Raw genomic sequence first — 14,730 nt, 5'->3', positions numbered from 1 at the left:
GGCACCCAAAAAGCCGCCCATGATCCGAACCTATCGCCAAACCGCCCTGCTCATCCTGCTTTTCTCGGGCCTTTTCGCCACAGTGTACAACGCCTTCGTGCCCCTGCACGGCGACGAGGCCTACTACTGGCTCTGGAGCCACCACCTGCAATCAGGCTACTACGACCACCCCCCGATGATCGCCTTCCTCATCGCCCTCACCGACCTTGTGAGCGAAGCTGAATGGGGCGTACGGCTGGGCAACGTCCTGGCGATGAGCGTCGCCGGGTGGGTTGTCTTCCGACTGCTGGAGGAGCTGCGCGATGCCCGGACGGGGCTCTGGGGGGTCCTCATCTTCACCTCCGTCGTCCTGGTGCATGCGGGCTATACGATCATGACGACCGATTCGCCGCTGATCCTTTTCTGGTCCCTGGCGCTCTGGTCGACCTACCGTGTCATTACCCGAGGGCGGACATTGGATTTTGTACTGACGGGGCTCTTCATCGGGGCGATGATGCTGAGCAAATATACGTCGGTCCTCTACCTGATGGCACTACTGCTCTTCATGCTGCTGCGCCGCCGGGACCTGTTCCTCTCATGGCGGACCTGGATGGCCGTCGGCATCGCCCTCCTCGTTGTCGCGCCGATGCTCTGGTGGAACTACGCCCATGACTGGATCAGCCTCCTCTTCCAGCTGCACCACGGCGGGGAGAAGCAGCGTATTATGTGGAACTGGGCGACGGAACTGATCGGATCGCAGTTCGCCGTTTTCACCCCGGTCTTTGCCGGCGTGCTCTTTTACTTCCTGGGAAAGGAGAAGCTCTTCGCCAAAAACGACGTTCTCTTTTTTCTCGCCTTGATGACCGTCACCCCCCTGCTCTTTTTCCTCTATAAATCGCTGCACACGCATATCGAACTCAACTATACCGCCCCCGCCTATATCAGCGCGACGGTGCTGACCGCCTACATCCTCTCGGTGCGCGGGATGAAGCGGACCTTCTATACCGGGCTCGCCGTCGCCCTGACGCTGAGCCTCGTCGCCCGCGCGGGGCTGCTTTTCTGGCTGCCGGTCGTGCAGGACAGGATGTACGGCAATAAAGAGGCCGTTGCCATGCTCGAACGCCACCGAAAAGCGGATGACGCCCTCTACGCCAACCACCTGGCTATCGCGGCCCTTGTCACCTACTACACGCCTGACCACGCCCCGGTGCGTATCCCGACGCCGACACGCTACAGCCAATACGACATGTGGGACGACGGCGCCCCCTACCGCGAGGGTCTCTACCTTGCCCCTGAGGAGAAAGCGGCGGTCCTCGCGGAACGCTTTGAGCACGTCACGCTGCTCGATACCCTCACTGTCCAGCGGGGCCTGAAACGTACCAAGACCTACCATCTCTACCGGGTTTCGGGCAGCCGCTAAACGGGTCTTTACGCATCTTTGGTTAAAATTACCGCACTTTTGAAAAGGATGTCGATGGAACACCTCAAAACCGCCGTCAAGTTCGTCGTTACCGTCGCCATTTTCTACTTTCTGCTCACCTTTATCGACGTCGGTCAGCTCATTGCGATCCTCGCCAAGTCCCACGGCGGCTACATCCTGATCGCCTTCGCCGCCCAGATGGCAAGCACCTTCCTCGCCGCCTACCGCTGGCGTCTCATCATGAAAGAGCTCGGCTTCAAAGAGAGGGTCTCTTTTTATGTACAGAGCTACTTCAAAGGCACCTTCTTCAACCAGGTGCTGCCCGGCAGCATCGGCGGCGACGCGACCCGGATGATCGACCTTGTCCAGAAGGGCTACGAGAAAAAGGACGCCTTCTACGGCATCTTCGTCGACCGGGTCGTCGGGCTTGTCGGGCTGCTCGTGCTAAACCTTGGTGCGAACCTGCTCTTTTACGGCACCTTCCCGCAGTGGCTCTTCAACCTGATCAACCTGATCACCCTCGGCGGGATCGCGGGCTTCGTGCTGATGCTCAACCTCGATAAGTTCACCTTCCTTGCCAACCTCAAGGGGCTTGACCTCTTTCACCGGCTGGGCCTGCGGATGGCGCGGCTCTACCACTCCAGGTTGCTGCTGCTCAAGCACATCGGCATCTCGGTCGTCGTCCACCTTTTTACGGTCATCGCGATCTATTTCCTGGCGCTCAGCGTCGACGTCTGGACGGGACTGGGGATCTTCCTCGTCGCCGTGCCGCCGGTCTTCCTCCTTACTATCGTGCCGATCTCCCTGGCGGGCTGGGGGGTCCGTGAAGGCGCCATGGTCGGGATATTGATGCTCGTGGGGCTCGCGAAGGCAAAGATCCTCGCCATCTCCATCCTCTACGGGATCCTCCTCATTCTTACGGCCCTGCCGGGGGCATGGTTCTGGAACCGTGCCAAACACACCACTTCACTAAAGGAAAATGCATGAATGTCGATACGATGCGTGCCATCGACCGCTATGCGGGCATCCCTCTCACCTTTCTGGGAACACTGCTGACGAAAACGGCGGGGCTGTTTCGCTCCGCCCCCTACCAGAAACCCCGGAACGTCCTGCTCGTAGAACTCTCGGAGATGGGCAGCGCCATCCTCGTCGACCCGGCGATGCGCAAACTCCGCTCGCAGATCGACGGCGAACTCTACTTCGTCATCTTCAGCAAGAACAAGGTTTCCTTGCAGCTGCTGAACACCGTCAAAGAGGAGAACATCTTCACCATCGACGAAGGCGGCATGGTCCCGCTGGCGCTCTCGACGCTGCGCTTCTTCAAATGGTGCCGCGAGAAGCAGATCGACTCCGTCATCGACCTCGAGCTCTTCTCCCGCTTTACCGCGCTGATGACCGGTTTTTCCGGGGCGACGAACCGCGTCGGCTTCCACAGCTTCCACAACGAGGGACTCTACCGCGGCGACTTCCTGACCCACAAGGTCGCCTACAACCCGCACCAGCACATCGCCAAGAACTTCGTCGCCCTCGTCGACGCGCTCATGAGCAGCGAGCAGCAGCTCCCCTTTACCAAGCGCATCATCGACGACAGCGAGATCGCCATCGCGAAAACGGAGGTGACGGAGACGCAGAAGCGCGAAGTCCTGGAGATCATTGCCGAGAAGTATGCCGGTTTCGACCCGGAAGTGAATCCCGTCATTCTCGTCAACTCCAACGCCTCGGACCTGCTGCCCCAGCGCCGCTGGGACCGGGAAAACTACTGCGAGGTCATCAAGAAGGTCCTCGCCTACAACGACAAGGCGATCGTCCTGCTGACCGGCGCCCCTTCCGAACATGACGGTGCGCAGGCCCTCGCGGATTGCGTTGATGACGCACGCTGTATCAATTTCGCCGGCGGCGTCAAGTTCCTGCAGCTGCCGCACCTCTACAGCGTCTGCGCTTTCATGCTGACCAACGACTCCGGCCCGGCCCACTTCGCCTCCATTACCGATATGCACACCTTTGTCATCTTCGGCCCGGAGACCCCGGCGCTCTACGGCTCCCTCGGACCGACGACCCCTATTTTTGCCGGCATGGCCTGCAGCCCCTGTGTCAGCGCCGCCAACCACCGCAAGACCCCCTGTACGGATAACCAGTGCATCAAAGTGATCACCCCCGAATGGGTCTTTGAAACGCTCAAGCCGAAACTGGACGCCCTCGCCTGATCCGGACGGTCCTGGTGAATCTTTTGCGCGCGCATAAGCCCCTCTGGGCCCTCATTGCCCTCCTCACCCTGTTGCGGCTTGCCGTGATTGGCCGTTTCGGCCTCGGCGTCGATGAGGCGCACTACGTCCTCTACGGCCTCTACCCGGCACTGAGCTATTTCGACCATCCGCCGCTGGTGGGGTGGACGGAGTGGTTCTTTACCGCGCTGATGGGCGTCAACGAGTTCGCGGCGCGCGTGCCGGCGGTCCTGATCGGCGCTGCCGCGACGGCGCTCGTCTATTTCTGGCTCCTGCGCATCTTTGCCTCGGAGCGCCTCGCGCTGTGGGGAGCCGCGGCCCTCAATGCATCGTTCCTTTTCAATGCGCTTTTCATGATGCTGATGCCCGACACCCTGCTCTTTTTGTTCCTGATCCCTATCATGGCCACCGTCATGCGGATCGAAACGGAAAACCGTACGGGTGACTGGCTGTTGCTGGGAGTATTGCTGGGGCTCTCGGGGCTCTCCAAGTACACAGCCGTCCTCTTCGCCCCCGCGCTGATCCTCTACATTGCCGCCCGGCGCCGCTGGGACCTTTTCCTGACGCCGAAGTTCCTTGCATCGGTGCTGATTGCCGCGGCGGTTGTCAGCCCGGTAGTGCTGTGGAATATGCAAAACGGCTGGATCAGCTTCGCCTACCAGAGTGCGCATGTCGCCGGTTCGGGCGGGATCAGTTTCACCGCCTTTGCCCAGTCGCTGGGGGCGCAGTTCGGCGCCTACAGCCCCCTGCTCTTCCCGCTAGCGTTCTACGGCCTCTACCGGGCATTGAAAAGCCCCCAGAAGCCGCCGCTCTTCCTCTCGGGCATCGTCGGGCTCACTGTGATGGTTTTTTTCACCTACAACAGTTTCTTCGCCCGCGCACTCCCCCACTGGACGGCGCTCTTTTACATGCTCTTCGTCCCCATCGGAACCGTCATGCTGCTGCAGCAGAGTATAGGGTGGCGGCGTTATGCGAAAGGTGCCGTTACAATCTCCGGCCTCCTCGTATTGGTACTCTACGCCGAGCTGCGTTCGCCCTTTATCCCCCTGCCTGATTACAAGTCCCTGCACCGCGACCTTTACGGATGGGACACCATTATGCGGCATGCTGCCGGGCAGATTACGGACCCCGTACGCCAGGCGGCGGCGGTCACCAACTGGTCGCTTGCATCGCGCGCGCTCTACTACGGCCGTCCCTACGGCATCGACACCTACCTTGTCGACAACCGCTATGACCAGTTCGACCTCTGGCAGCCCGAAGCGCCCGAGGGCAAAGATCTGCTCTTCATCACGACCCATGATTTCAAAAAAGGGATCACCCCCGCCATGCGGTGCGCATCCACCGAGCAGGCGGAGACCTTCGACCTCGATCTGAACGGCCGCAAGGTCAACACCGTCACGCTCACCTGGTGCCGCGACTTCAAAGGAGTCCAATGAACCCCAAAACGCTTATCTACGTCCTCTTAGGTATCGGGACCGCCCTGATCATCCTCTTGTACGGGCCGCTGGACATTGCGGCTTCGCAGTGGGCCTACGATCGCCGCGACACCTGGCTCAAACCGCTCTGTGTCGCTGTCAGCGAACTCGGCGTCATCACCTGGTGGCTCGTCGGCGCCCTGCTGCTCTGGTTCTACCTGCGCTACAGGGCCGGCAACCGCTACTGGGCGGACCGGGTGCGTTTCTTTTTCGCCGCCGTCGCCGCCAGCGGCCTGGCCGTCATCCCCCTGAAGCTGCTGTTCGGCAAGGCGCGCCCCTGGATGCTCTATGACGAAAACCGCTACGGATTCGAATGGTTTGCTGCTCCCAACGCCTACGGGCTGCACGGCTTCCCCTCCGGGCATACGACAACGGCCTTTGCCGTCGCGACGGCCCTGGCGCTGATCGTCCCGCGTTTCGCCCCGGCCTTCTTTGTCGGGGCCCTGATGGTGGGGCTTTCGCGCATCGGCGTGCTCTTCCACTACCCCAGTGACGTCGTCGCCGGGGCGATGCTCGGAACGATTAGCACCCTGCTGCTCTATAATTTCGATAAAATTACATTCAAACGAAACTGATCAGGTTATTTTTCATGCGCACACACCCTCTTTCCGTTATCATTCTCGCCGCCGGCAAAGGGAGCCGGATGAAGTCGCAGACCGCGAAAGTTCTGCACCCTTTCAGCGGCCGCCCGATGCTCTACCACAGCATCAAAGCCGCCAAGGCGATCAGTGATGACGTCACCATCGTCGTCGCCCACCAGAAAGAGGAGGTCATCGAGACCATCGGCGCGCTGTTTGATGAGATCACCTTCGCCATCCAGGATATCGAGCAGTTCCCCGGTACCGGCGGGGCCCTGATGGGGATCAAACCGAAAAACGAAAAGGTGCTTGTGCTCAACGGCGACATGCCCCTCGTCACGGCCGAGGCGCTGAAGGGCTTTCTTGAAGCCGACGCCGACATCATTATGTCCATTTTCGACCTGGAGGACCCCAGCGGTTACGGCCGCGTCGTCCTCTCCGACGCCGGGGTCGAACGGATCGTCGAGGAGAAAGACGCCACCCCCGAGGAGCTCACCATCAGCCACGTCAACGCGGGGGTTTACTGCTTCAAGCGTGACGTCCTGGCCGAGTGTCTCCCCCGTCTGAACAACCATAACGCCCAGGAGGAGTACTACCTCACCGATATCATCGAGATGGCCCGGGACGAACACCGTAAGGTCCTGCCGCTGCTGATCGACGAGGAGCACTTCAAAGGGGTCAACTCCAGGGCCGACCTCGAAGCCGCCGACGTCATCATGCAGCGCCGCATCAAGAGCGCATGGATGAAAGCCGGGGTCACGATGCAGCTCGCCGATACGATCTACATCGAAGAGAGCGTCGTTTTCAAAGGGGAGTGTATCGTTGAAAACGGCGTCCGAATCACGGGAACGAGCAGCATCGAGAACTCCCTTATCAAGGCGCACTCCGTTGTCGAGGATTCGGTCATGGTCGACTCCGACTGCGGGCCGATGGCCCACCTGCGACCCGGCAGCGCGCTCTACGGCACGCATATCGGCAACTTCGTCGAAACGAAAAAGGCGACCCTGCGCGGCGTCAAGGCAGGGCATCTGAGCTACCTCGGCGACGCGGAAATAGACGAAGGCACCAATATCGGCGCGGGCACCATCACCTGCAACTACGACGGCAAATCGAAGTACAAAACGAAAATCGGCAAGAACGTCTTCGTCGGTTCCGACACGCAGATCGTGGCGCCGTGCGAGATCGAAGACGACGTCATGATCGCCGCGGGCACGACGGTCACAGGGACGAAGATCGACTCGGGCGTCCTCGTCGTCAGCCGTACCCCGATGAAGATCGTCAAAAACTTCTACCACAAGTTCTTCGGCAAGGCAGAATCATGATCATCCCCTCCGACCTTCTCGCGGGCAAGCGGATCCTCCTCGGCGTCAGCGGCTCCATCGCCGCCTACAAAGCGCTCGAACTCGTGCGCCTCTACGTCAAAGCCGGCGCGGAGGTCAAGGTCGTCATGACCGATGCCGCGAAACGGTTCGTGACGCCGCTCAGCTTTGAAACCCTCAGCCGCAACGAGGTGCTGCACAGCGAAAACGAATCGTGGGCCAGCCGCCACAACCATATCCAGAGTGCCGAGGATGCGGACCTGATGGTCATCGCCCCCGCCAGCGCCAACACCATCGCCAAGCTCGCCAACGCCATCGCGGACAACCTCCTGCTGCAGTGCGCCTTGGCCTTCCCGGGCGTCAAGCTGCTGGCCCCTTCGGCCAACACCAACATGATCAAGCACCCCATCACCCAGGCCAACCTGAAGATGCTCGGCGTCGCCAATTACGAGATCGTCAAAACCCAGACCAAGGAGCTTGCCTGCCAGACAACCGGGGACGGGGCGATGGCCGAACCGCTGGAGCTCTTTTGGCAGAGCGCGCGGCTGCTGCTGCGCAACGACTACTGGACCAACCGCCGCGTCATCGTCACCGGCGGCGGTACCGTCGAGCGCCTCGACGACGTCCGATACCTCTCCAACTTCTCCAGCGGGAAGATGGCCTCCGCCCTGGCCACGGCGCTCTACCTTCGCGGTGCGGACGTCAACCTGATCGCGACCCGTTTCGATGACGGCCTCCCCTCGAGCATGCACACCCTCGACGTCGAAGGGAGCGAAGAGATGGCTGAATACCTCACCGACTCCATCCGCGTCGCCAAAAAGGGGCTGATGAGCAAACCCTCGCTTATTACCGACGAACCGATCCACCTGATCCAGAAGACCCCCTACCTTTTCATGGCCGCCGCCGTCAGCGACTACGTCCCGGCCCACCCCCAGCAGGGCAAACTGAAAAAAGAGGCCCTCGGGACGGCCTGGTCCCCCGAACTCGTTCAGAACCGAGACCTGATCGGCAGCGTCGACAAAGAGGGGATCAAGAGCGTCGCCTTCAAAGCGGAATTCGACGAAAGCAGCGCGCTTGCGAACGCCAAAAAAGCGCTCTCATCCAAGAACGTCGACGCCGTCTGTCTCAACGTGCTCTCGACTTCCCAGGGGTTCGGCAGCGACGACAACGCCATCACCTTTATCAGCGAAAAGGGCGAAACCGTGCTGCCGCGCAGCAGCAAGCTCGCCATCTCCCTCAGAGTGCTTGACGAGGCGGAAGCGCTATGAGCAATCTGCCCCGCCACGTCGCGATCATTATGGACGGCAACGGCCGCTGGGCGCAACAGCAGAAACTGGCCCGCATCAAAGGGCATGAGCGCGGCGTCGAAACGATCCGCGACATCATCACCTTCGCCGCCCACCACGAAGAGATTGCAATGCTCACGCTCTATGCCTTCAGCACCGAAAACTGGAAACGCCCCAAAGCCGAAGTGAGCTTCCTGATGAAGCTGCTCTCCCGGTACCTGAAAAAAGAGTTGCCTGTCTACCTTGAACACGATGTGCGTTTCAAGGCGATCGGAGACCTTTCGGGGTTTTCAGCCTCCCTCCAGGCACAGATCCGTACGACGGAAACGGAGACGGCACACTGTACCGGACTGACACAGTTTATGGCACTCAATTACGGTGCGAAGGATGAGATCGTCAGAAGCGTAAAAGCGCTGCAAGACGATGGGATTGAAGTCACCGAAGAGACACTAAACGGCGCGCTTGACGCCCCCGAACCCGTCGACCTGCTTATCCGCACCGGGGGCGACCACCGCCTCTCCAACTTTCTGCTGTGGCAGGCGGCCTATGCGGAGCTCTTTTTTACCCGCACGCTCTGGCCCGATTTCACGCCCGTTGAGCTGCAAAGCATTATCGACCAGTTCAAATCGGTCGAGCGCCGTTTCGGAGGATTATGATGTTTTGGACCACCCTCGTACTCGTTGCCCTGTTCGGAGCGCTCTTCGGCTCTTTTCTCAACGTTGTCATCTACCGCATCCCCCGGGGCGAGAGCGTTGTCTTTCCCGCATCGCACTGCCCGCACTGCGGGACCAACCTCAAGCCGTGGCATAACGTTCCCGTCCTCTCCTGGCTCATGCTGCGCGGCCGCTGTGCCTTCTGTGGTGTTCCCATCAGCGCCCAGTACCCGCTGATCGAGCTGCTCAGCGCCGCCATCGCCGCCGCGCTCTACCTCAAGCTCGGTCTCTCCGCTGCCATGATCGGGATTACGGGGGTTTTTCTGACCCTGCTCGCCCTGCTGGTCATCGACTTTTACTACAAGATGGTCCCCGACAGCCTGAACCTGCTGGCCCTGACCCTGGCCGTCGTGAGTACCTGGTCGCCGCAGATGCTGGCGGAGAACCTGAAAAACGCCCTCATTTTCGCCGGGGGATTCGCTCTGCTGCGCTTTTACGTCTCCTACTACCTCTTTATCAAGATCAAGCGCATGAGCCCCAACCTGAAAAAGGCATCCTGGGTCCGGAACTACAACACCATACCGGCCGTCGTCGAGGCGATGGGCGAAGGCGACATCATGATCGGTGCAACGATGGGGGCGCTGCTGGGAGTGCAGCTCGGCCTGGCGGCCGTCTTTCTCTCCGCCCTGCTTGCCCTGCCGGCGATGCTGCTGACACGCAACGAGACCGACGCCAGCAAGCAGCTGCCGTTCATCCCGTTCCTGGCGATGGCAACCTGGATCGTCTACATTTTCGATACACCGATCGCGCGCTGGATGGAAGCCTTCTATGCATAAACTGCGCCGCTACATCCTGAGCACCTTCGGCCTGCTCTTTTTCTCGATCTTCCTGCCGCTCTTCTCCATCGCGTCGGTGATTTTCCTGATCAAGCTCGCCAGCTATACCGCGGTCATCCAGCTCAACCTCTGGGAGATGTTCAAACTCTACCTTTTCATCCTCCCCGAAATCCTCTTTTACACCCTGCCCATTACCTTTTTTGTCGCCGCGGCCCTCTCGCTCTTCCGCCTCTCGACCGACAATGAGATGGTCGTCGTCTTCGCCCTGGGGATAAAACCCACCTTTATCCTCTATACGCTTATGAAGCCGGCGGCGCTGCTGAGCCTGCTGCTGATCTTCGATTTTTTCGTCCTCTTCCCCCATACGACGGTCCTCTCGACCAATTTCGTCCGCTACAAGCAGAGCGAAGCGAACTTCAACCTCCAGGCCTCCGAGTTCGGGCACAATTTCGGCGACTGGCTGCTCTACATCGGCAAGGCCCACAAAGACCGCAGCTACGGCGACGTCGTTCTCTTCCACAAAGAGGAGAAAGAGGAGATCCTTATCCAGGCGGAGAAAGCCGAGGTTCTCAACAACAAAGGCGTTCTCCGCCTGAAGCTGACCAACGGCCAGGGCTACAGCTATACTGACGAAAAGCTGACCCAGATGCAGTTTGAGGCGATGATGATCAACAACGTCATGCAGACGGAGTTGCGCCCCTACAACAGTCCCATCGACTTCTGGCTCGACCCCGAGCGGCGCAAGAACAAGATCCGGATGTTCATCACCGATATCCTGCTCTCCCTCTTCCCCGTCGCGGGCCTCTTCGCGGCCCTTTCCATCGGGATCGCCCACGTACGGCACCAAAAAGGGTTCGTCTACCTCTGGCTCTTCGCCTCCATGCTCTTTTACTATTCAGGAACGACGGGCCTGCAAAAAGCGTTGGGCTTTTACACGATCCCGGCCGTCTTCTTCAGCTGGCTCTTTGTCACCTACATCATCTACCGCAGACGCATCCGGGCACGATTCTAACCCATGCGCATCAAACTGACTCTCAGCTATAACGGCAGCCGCTTCTCCGGCTCCCAAAGCCAAACGGAGACGGGCAACACCGTTATGGGGGTGCTCCATCAGGCGCTCACGCGCCTCGGCATCTCTGCCAAACCGATCGCGTCGGGCCGTACCGACGCGGGTGTCCACGCTTTCCGCCAGGTCGTGCATCTCGACCTGCCGCGCCACTGGAGCGATCTGGCCAAACTCCGCCGCGCCCTCGCCCACCAGCTTCCCGCCTCCATCGGCATCCGCCGGCTTGAACCGGCCAAAGAAGACTTCCACGCCCGTTTCAGCGCACGCCGGCGCGTCTACCGCTACATCATGAGCGACCTTCCTTCCAACCCCTTTGAAGCGGAGCTCGTCACCTTCACTCCGCCCCTGGAGCTGGAACGGATCAATAACGCCATGCGCCTTTTCGAGGGCGAGCACGACTTCGAATATTTCAAAAAGACCGGTTCCGACGTGAAACACTATGTTCGCACCGTCTACAAAGCCTTCGCCTACCGCCGCAGGGGCTACACCATCCTCTACTTCGAGGCCAACGGCTACCTCCGCTCGCAGATCCGGATGATGGCCGACGCCGTCCTGAAGGTCAACAGCGGCGAAATGAGCCTCACACAGCTGCAGGAGCAGATCGACGTCAAAACGCGCCACAGCACCGACCTCGCCCCCGCCGCCGGACTCTACCTCTCGAAGATCATCTACTGACACTCCCGTTTTTCGCCAACTTCTTTTTCCCGGGTGACCGTACCATTTTGTTTAGCCAATTGCACTAAACTATATTGATATAACTTGCGACCATTAACTTTTTTCGCTAAAATCACATCTGAAAATTCGACCAACTATTGAGGAGTTTTTACGATGGCAAAACATCAGTTCCAGACCGAAATCAACCAGCTGCTTCAGCTGATGATCCACTCGCTCTATTCCAACAAAGAGATTTTTCTGCGCGAGCTCGTCTCCAACGCCTCCGACGCCCTCGACAAGCTCAACATGCTGCACCTGACCGACGATGCCTATAAAGGGATCGCCTTCACGCCGCGTGTCGATATCGCGATAGATAAAGAGGCCAAGACCCTGACCGTCAGCGACACCGGAATCGGGATGAACGACGAGGACCTCGTCGCCCACCTCGGCACCATCGCCAAATCCGGTACCAAAGCCTTCCTGGAAAACCTCTCCGGCGACGCGAAAAAAGACAGCCAGCTTATCGGCCAGTTCGGTGTAGGCTTTTACGCCGCCTTCATGGTCGCCGACAAGATCGAAGTCGTCACCAAGAAAGCGGGCGAGGAGCAGGCGTACAAATGGATCTCCGCGGGCGACGGCGAGTTCGATATCGAACCGGCTGAAAAAGAGGGTAACGGTACCAGCATCACCCTCTTCCTCAAGGACGAAGACGAGGAGTTCCTCGAGACGTACCGTATCGAGAACATCATCAAGAAGTACTCCAACCACATCCCTTTCCCAATCTTTATGGACAAGGAGAACTTCATTCCGGCCGAACGCGACGACGAAGGCAACGAAACCAAACCGTCCAGCACGGAGATCAAGAACGAGCAGATCAACAAGGCCTCTGCGCTCTGGACGCTCTCCAAATCCGACATCAGCGATGACGAGTACAAAGAGTTTTACAGTTCACTGTCGCACGACTCCGGCGAGCCTATCACCTGGCTGCACCACAAGGCCGAAGGTGCGATCGAGTACACGACCCTCTTCTACATCCCGTCCAAGGCGCCGATGGACCTCTACCGCGTCGACTACCAGCCGGGCGTGAAGCTCTACATCAACCGCGTCTTCATCACCGACGACGACAAAGAGCTGATGCCGACCTATCTGCGCTTCCTGCGCGGGGTGATCGACAGTGCCGATCTGCCGCTCAACGTCAGCCGCGAGATCCTGCAGTCCAACCCGGTCATGAACAAGATCCAGAACGCCTCCGTCAAGAAGGTGCTCAGCGAGCTTGCCAAACTGAAGAAGAAAGACGCCGAGAAATACGACGCCTTCTACAGTGAGTTCGGCAACGTCATCAAAGAGGGGCTCTACAGCGACTTCGGCAACCGTGAAAAGATCCTCGAGCTGCTGAAGTTCAACACCTTGAACTCCAACGAGCAGACGGACATCGAATCCTTCGTCACCAAAGTCGATGAGACGAAGAAGGAGATCTACTACATCAGCGGCAAAATGAGCCTCCAAATGCTCAAAAACTCACCGCAACTCGAGCGCTTTAAGGCAAAAGGAATCGACGTTCTCATCCTCAACGACGAGATCGACACTATCGTCTTCCCGATGGTCACGGAGTACAAAGAGTACAAGTTTGTCAACGTCTCCGATGCCCAGTTCGAGGAGAGTGAAGAGGAGAAAAAAGCGGATGAAGAGACGGCAAAAGCCTTTGAGAGCCTCGTCGGTGCGATGACGGAGGCCCTTGGCGACAAGGTCTCGAAGGTCGAAGTCACCACGGACCTCACGGACTCGCCGGTCTGCCTCAAGATCGACAAAGAGGATCCGAACTACCAGATGGCCCAGATGATGAAACAGATGGGCGGCGGCATGGGGATGGAGATCCCGGATATCAAACCGATCCTCCAGATCAACCCGAAACACGAGCTGCTCGAAAAACTCAACGGTACGTCTGACGTCAACCTCGTCAACGACGCCGCGTTCGTCCTGCTGGACCAGGCGAAACTCTTCGAAGGTGCCGAACTCGACGACACCGCCGGTTTCATCGCCCGGATGAACCGCATTATGAGCAAAGCGCTGTAAAGCGCGCCGCTCAACCTCCTAAATACGTATTACTTTCTATATTCCCCTGATAAAGGGATGGCTGCCAAAAGCCTTCCAGCCGTGAGTATTCCAACGCACCGCTTTCGAAAAGCTTCTGCAAAGCATCCCGGAGCTGATTTTCCAAGGTTTCATCTGTCGCCTCACGGATGCCATTGCCCATCATCGGGATAAACCAGATCCCGACCCATGTCGTGACGGAGTCTCTGTTCTGAACCGTCGTTTCAATGTTATCGGCAGTTGCAACAGCTTTGAGCTGCAGCGTATAGTTATCTGTACCGCCTCCGGGAATAATAAAGAAGCTGAACCCCGTGATAAAACCGGACAACATCGCCAACATTTCGTTGCCATGATTATAAAGATTAAGCGTAATCGTATAATCAACATCTTGCTGTTTGGATGCATCAAAGGTATAGGAACTAAAGAGCTTTGACTCATCGATGATTCGTTGTACGACAGGCTTTAATTCTTCTGTCGCCTGGGTTATTTCGGACGCACTTCCGCTCTCCGGATCACCATGAAAACCATGAATATTGATATAAGCCGAAGGCTTGTGTTCATACTGTGACACATCGGAGAACGTTTCCAATTTTGCAACTTCATGATTTTGAACAGCGGTACACCCGCTGAAAGCCAAAGCCAGCAACAAAGCCCCAATTACGTGCTTGATCGTCATTCTACACCCTCCAATTTATTTTAATATTTACGATTATATATTTTTTATTATTAAATAGTAATGTATACACATTTTGCTTTCTATGTATCCTTTCGCTCCCGACCCGATACTACGCCAACATATATATTCAATAAAATACTTTTTAATGTTTTTATATATTTGTTTTCAAAGCTATAATAGTCATGGAAGTTTTGGGGCATCGGAGATATCGCGATACGAACAGTCGGTAGCAAGGAGAGAGAAATGGCAATCAAACTGATCAATAAGTACCAGGCTTGGTGGGACTCAAGTACCAACACGGGATATTTCTGGTTCACCTATTTTGATGGAGAACGCAAACGTACAGGCGCTGTCAACGCAGAAAGTTTTGCCATCGTCACCGATCTGCTCCGCAACGAAAAACCGGTCTACGGGGATCATACGAGAGCGATGGTGACGACACAGTCCGAAGAAGTTGGAGAAGAGGAGAGCTGAC

At 58.0% G+C, this 14,730-nt stretch carries 14 protein-coding genes; 13 read left to right on the top strand and 1 reads right to left on the bottom strand.

Annotation, left to right across the window (positions count from 1 at the left end; all coding sequences use genetic code 11):
* The first annotated feature begins 19 nt into the window (after positions 1 to 19).
* The 12 genes from WCY31_RS05425 to htpG all read left to right on the top strand — a co-directional run bounded on the left by WCY31_RS05425 (position 20) and on the right by htpG (position 13,561).
* Positions 20 to 1,399 carry an ArnT family glycosyltransferase gene (locus tag WCY31_RS05425; protein ID WP_345973535.1) on the top strand — a complete coding sequence of 460 codons (1,380 nt, stop codon included), beginning with the start codon at positions 20 to 22 and terminating at the stop codon, positions 1,397 to 1,399.
* 54 nt (positions 1,400 to 1,453) lie between these two features.
* Positions 1,454 to 2,386 carry a lysylphosphatidylglycerol synthase transmembrane domain-containing protein gene (locus tag WCY31_RS05420; RefSeq protein ID WP_345971302.1) on the top strand — a complete coding sequence of 311 codons (933 nt, stop codon included), beginning with the start codon at positions 1,454 to 1,456 and terminating at the stop codon, positions 2,384 to 2,386.
* Entirely contained in the window at positions 2,383 to 3,603 is a 1,221-nt protein-coding gene (locus tag WCY31_RS05415; RefSeq protein ID WP_345973533.1) for a glycosyltransferase family 9 protein, read from the top strand. The genes WCY31_RS05420 and WCY31_RS05415 overlap by 4 nt, the downstream gene beginning before the upstream one ends.
* A gap of 14 nt (positions 3,604 to 3,617) precedes the next feature.
* Entirely contained in the window at positions 3,618 to 5,057 is a 1,440-nt protein-coding gene (locus WCY31_RS05410) for a glycosyltransferase family 39 protein (RefSeq protein WP_345973531.1), read from the top strand.
* Positions 5,054 to 5,671 (top strand): phosphatase PAP2 family protein, encoded by a 618-nt coding sequence (locus WCY31_RS05405; RefSeq protein ID WP_345973529.1) that lies wholly within the window; start codon positions 5,054 to 5,056, stop codon positions 5,669 to 5,671. The genes WCY31_RS05410 and WCY31_RS05405 overlap by 4 nt, the downstream gene beginning before the upstream one ends.
* A 14-nt stretch (positions 5,672 to 5,685) precedes the next feature.
* Positions 5,686 to 6,996: a bifunctional UDP-N-acetylglucosamine diphosphorylase/glucosamine-1-phosphate N-acetyltransferase GlmU gene (gene glmU, locus WCY31_RS05400; RefSeq protein WP_345973528.1), complete on the top strand. Its 1,311-nt coding sequence runs from the start codon at positions 5,686 to 5,688 to the stop codon at positions 6,994 to 6,996.
* Positions 6,993 to 8,261: a bifunctional phosphopantothenoylcysteine decarboxylase/phosphopantothenate--cysteine ligase CoaBC gene (coaBC, locus tag WCY31_RS05395; protein ID WP_345973527.1), complete on the top strand. Its 1,269-nt coding sequence runs from the start codon at positions 6,993 to 6,995 to the stop codon at positions 8,259 to 8,261. Before glmU ends, coaBC begins: the two co-directional genes overlap by 4 nt.
* Positions 8,258 to 8,935, top strand: a complete 678-nt coding sequence (locus WCY31_RS05390; RefSeq protein WP_345973525.1) for a di-trans,poly-cis-decaprenylcistransferase — start codon at positions 8,258 to 8,260, stop codon at positions 8,933 to 8,935. Before coaBC ends, WCY31_RS05390 begins: the two co-directional genes overlap by 4 nt.
* Positions 8,932 to 9,768, top strand: a complete 837-nt coding sequence (locus tag WCY31_RS05385) for a prepilin peptidase (RefSeq protein ID WP_345973523.1) — start codon at positions 8,932 to 8,934, stop codon at positions 9,766 to 9,768. Before WCY31_RS05390 ends, WCY31_RS05385 begins: the two co-directional genes overlap by 4 nt.
* Positions 9,761 to 10,780: an LptF/LptG family permease gene (locus tag WCY31_RS05380; protein ID WP_231021047.1), complete on the top strand. Its 1,020-nt coding sequence runs from the start codon at positions 9,761 to 9,763 to the stop codon at positions 10,778 to 10,780. The genes WCY31_RS05385 and WCY31_RS05380 overlap by 8 nt, the downstream gene beginning before the upstream one ends.
* Before the next feature lie 3 nt (positions 10,781 to 10,783).
* Positions 10,784 to 11,509, top strand: a complete 726-nt coding sequence (truA, locus tag WCY31_RS05375) for a tRNA pseudouridine(38-40) synthase TruA (RefSeq protein ID WP_345973522.1) — start codon at positions 10,784 to 10,786, stop codon at positions 11,507 to 11,509.
* A 153-nt stretch (positions 11,510 to 11,662) separates the two neighbouring features.
* Entirely contained in the window at positions 11,663 to 13,561 is a 1,899-nt protein-coding gene (gene htpG / locus WCY31_RS05370) for a molecular chaperone HtpG (RefSeq protein ID WP_345973521.1), read from the top strand.
* A 10-nt stretch (positions 13,562 to 13,571) separates the two neighbouring features.
* On the opposite strand, the gene WCY31_RS05365 is transcribed toward htpG, so the two are convergent.
* The gene (locus WCY31_RS05365; protein WP_345973519.1) at positions 13,572 to 14,255 is read right to left on the bottom strand and encodes a hypothetical protein; all 684 of its coding nucleotides are present in this window, start codon (positions 14,253 to 14,255) and stop codon (positions 13,572 to 13,574) included.
* A 243-nt stretch (positions 14,256 to 14,498) separates the two neighbouring features.
* On the opposite strand from WCY31_RS05365, the gene WCY31_RS05360 reads away from it, so the two are divergent.
* The gene (locus WCY31_RS05360) at positions 14,499 to 14,729 is read left to right on the top strand and encodes a hypothetical protein (protein ID WP_345971291.1); all 231 of its coding nucleotides are present in this window, start codon (positions 14,499 to 14,501) and stop codon (positions 14,727 to 14,729) included.
* Position 14,730 lies beyond the last annotated feature (1 nt).

This window comes from Sulfurimonas sp. HSL3-1 (assembly GCF_039645995.1).
Lineage (GTDB): Bacteria > Campylobacterota > Campylobacteria > Campylobacterales > Sulfurimonadaceae > Thiomicrolovo > Thiomicrolovo diazotrophicus.
This window is presented reverse-complemented; position numbering and strand designations above follow the sequence as displayed.

Bases quoted from the DNA above. Each gene is read 5' to 3' on its own strand.
- glmU (WP_345973528.1), top strand. From the start codon at position 5,686: ATGCGCACACACCCTCTTTCCGTTATCATTCTCGCCGCCGGCAAAGGG.
- WCY31_RS05380 (WP_231021047.1), top strand. From the start codon at position 9,761: ATGCATAAACTGCGCCGCTACATCCTGAGCACCTTCGGCCTGCTCTTT.
- WCY31_RS05385 (WP_345973523.1), top strand. From the start codon at position 8,932: ATGATGTTTTGGACCACCCTCGTACTCGTTGCCCTGTTCGGAGCGCTC.
- WCY31_RS05365 (WP_345973519.1), bottom strand. From the start codon at position 14,255: ATGACGATCAAGCACGTAATTGGGGCTTTGTTGCTGGCTTTGGCTTTC.
- coaBC (WP_345973527.1), top strand. From the start codon at position 6,993: ATGATCATCCCCTCCGACCTTCTCGCGGGCAAGCGGATCCTCCTCGGC.
- truA (WP_345973522.1), top strand. From the start codon at position 10,784: ATGCGCATCAAACTGACTCTCAGCTATAACGGCAGCCGCTTCTCCGGC.
- WCY31_RS05425 (WP_345973535.1), top strand. From the start codon at position 20: ATGATCCGAACCTATCGCCAAACCGCCCTGCTCATCCTGCTTTTCTCG.
- WCY31_RS05360 (WP_345971291.1), top strand. From the start codon at position 14,499: ATGGCAATCAAACTGATCAATAAGTACCAGGCTTGGTGGGACTCAAGT.
- WCY31_RS05390 (WP_345973525.1), top strand. From the start codon at position 8,258: ATGAGCAATCTGCCCCGCCACGTCGCGATCATTATGGACGGCAACGGC.
- htpG (WP_345973521.1), top strand. From the start codon at position 11,663: ATGGCAAAACATCAGTTCCAGACCGAAATCAACCAGCTGCTTCAGCTG.
- WCY31_RS05420 (WP_345971302.1), top strand. From the start codon at position 1,454: ATGGAACACCTCAAAACCGCCGTCAAGTTCGTCGTTACCGTCGCCATT.
- WCY31_RS05415 (WP_345973533.1), top strand. From the start codon at position 2,383: ATGAATGTCGATACGATGCGTGCCATCGACCGCTATGCGGGCATCCCT.
- WCY31_RS05405 (WP_345973529.1), top strand. From the start codon at position 5,054: ATGAACCCCAAAACGCTTATCTACGTCCTCTTAGGTATCGGGACCGCC.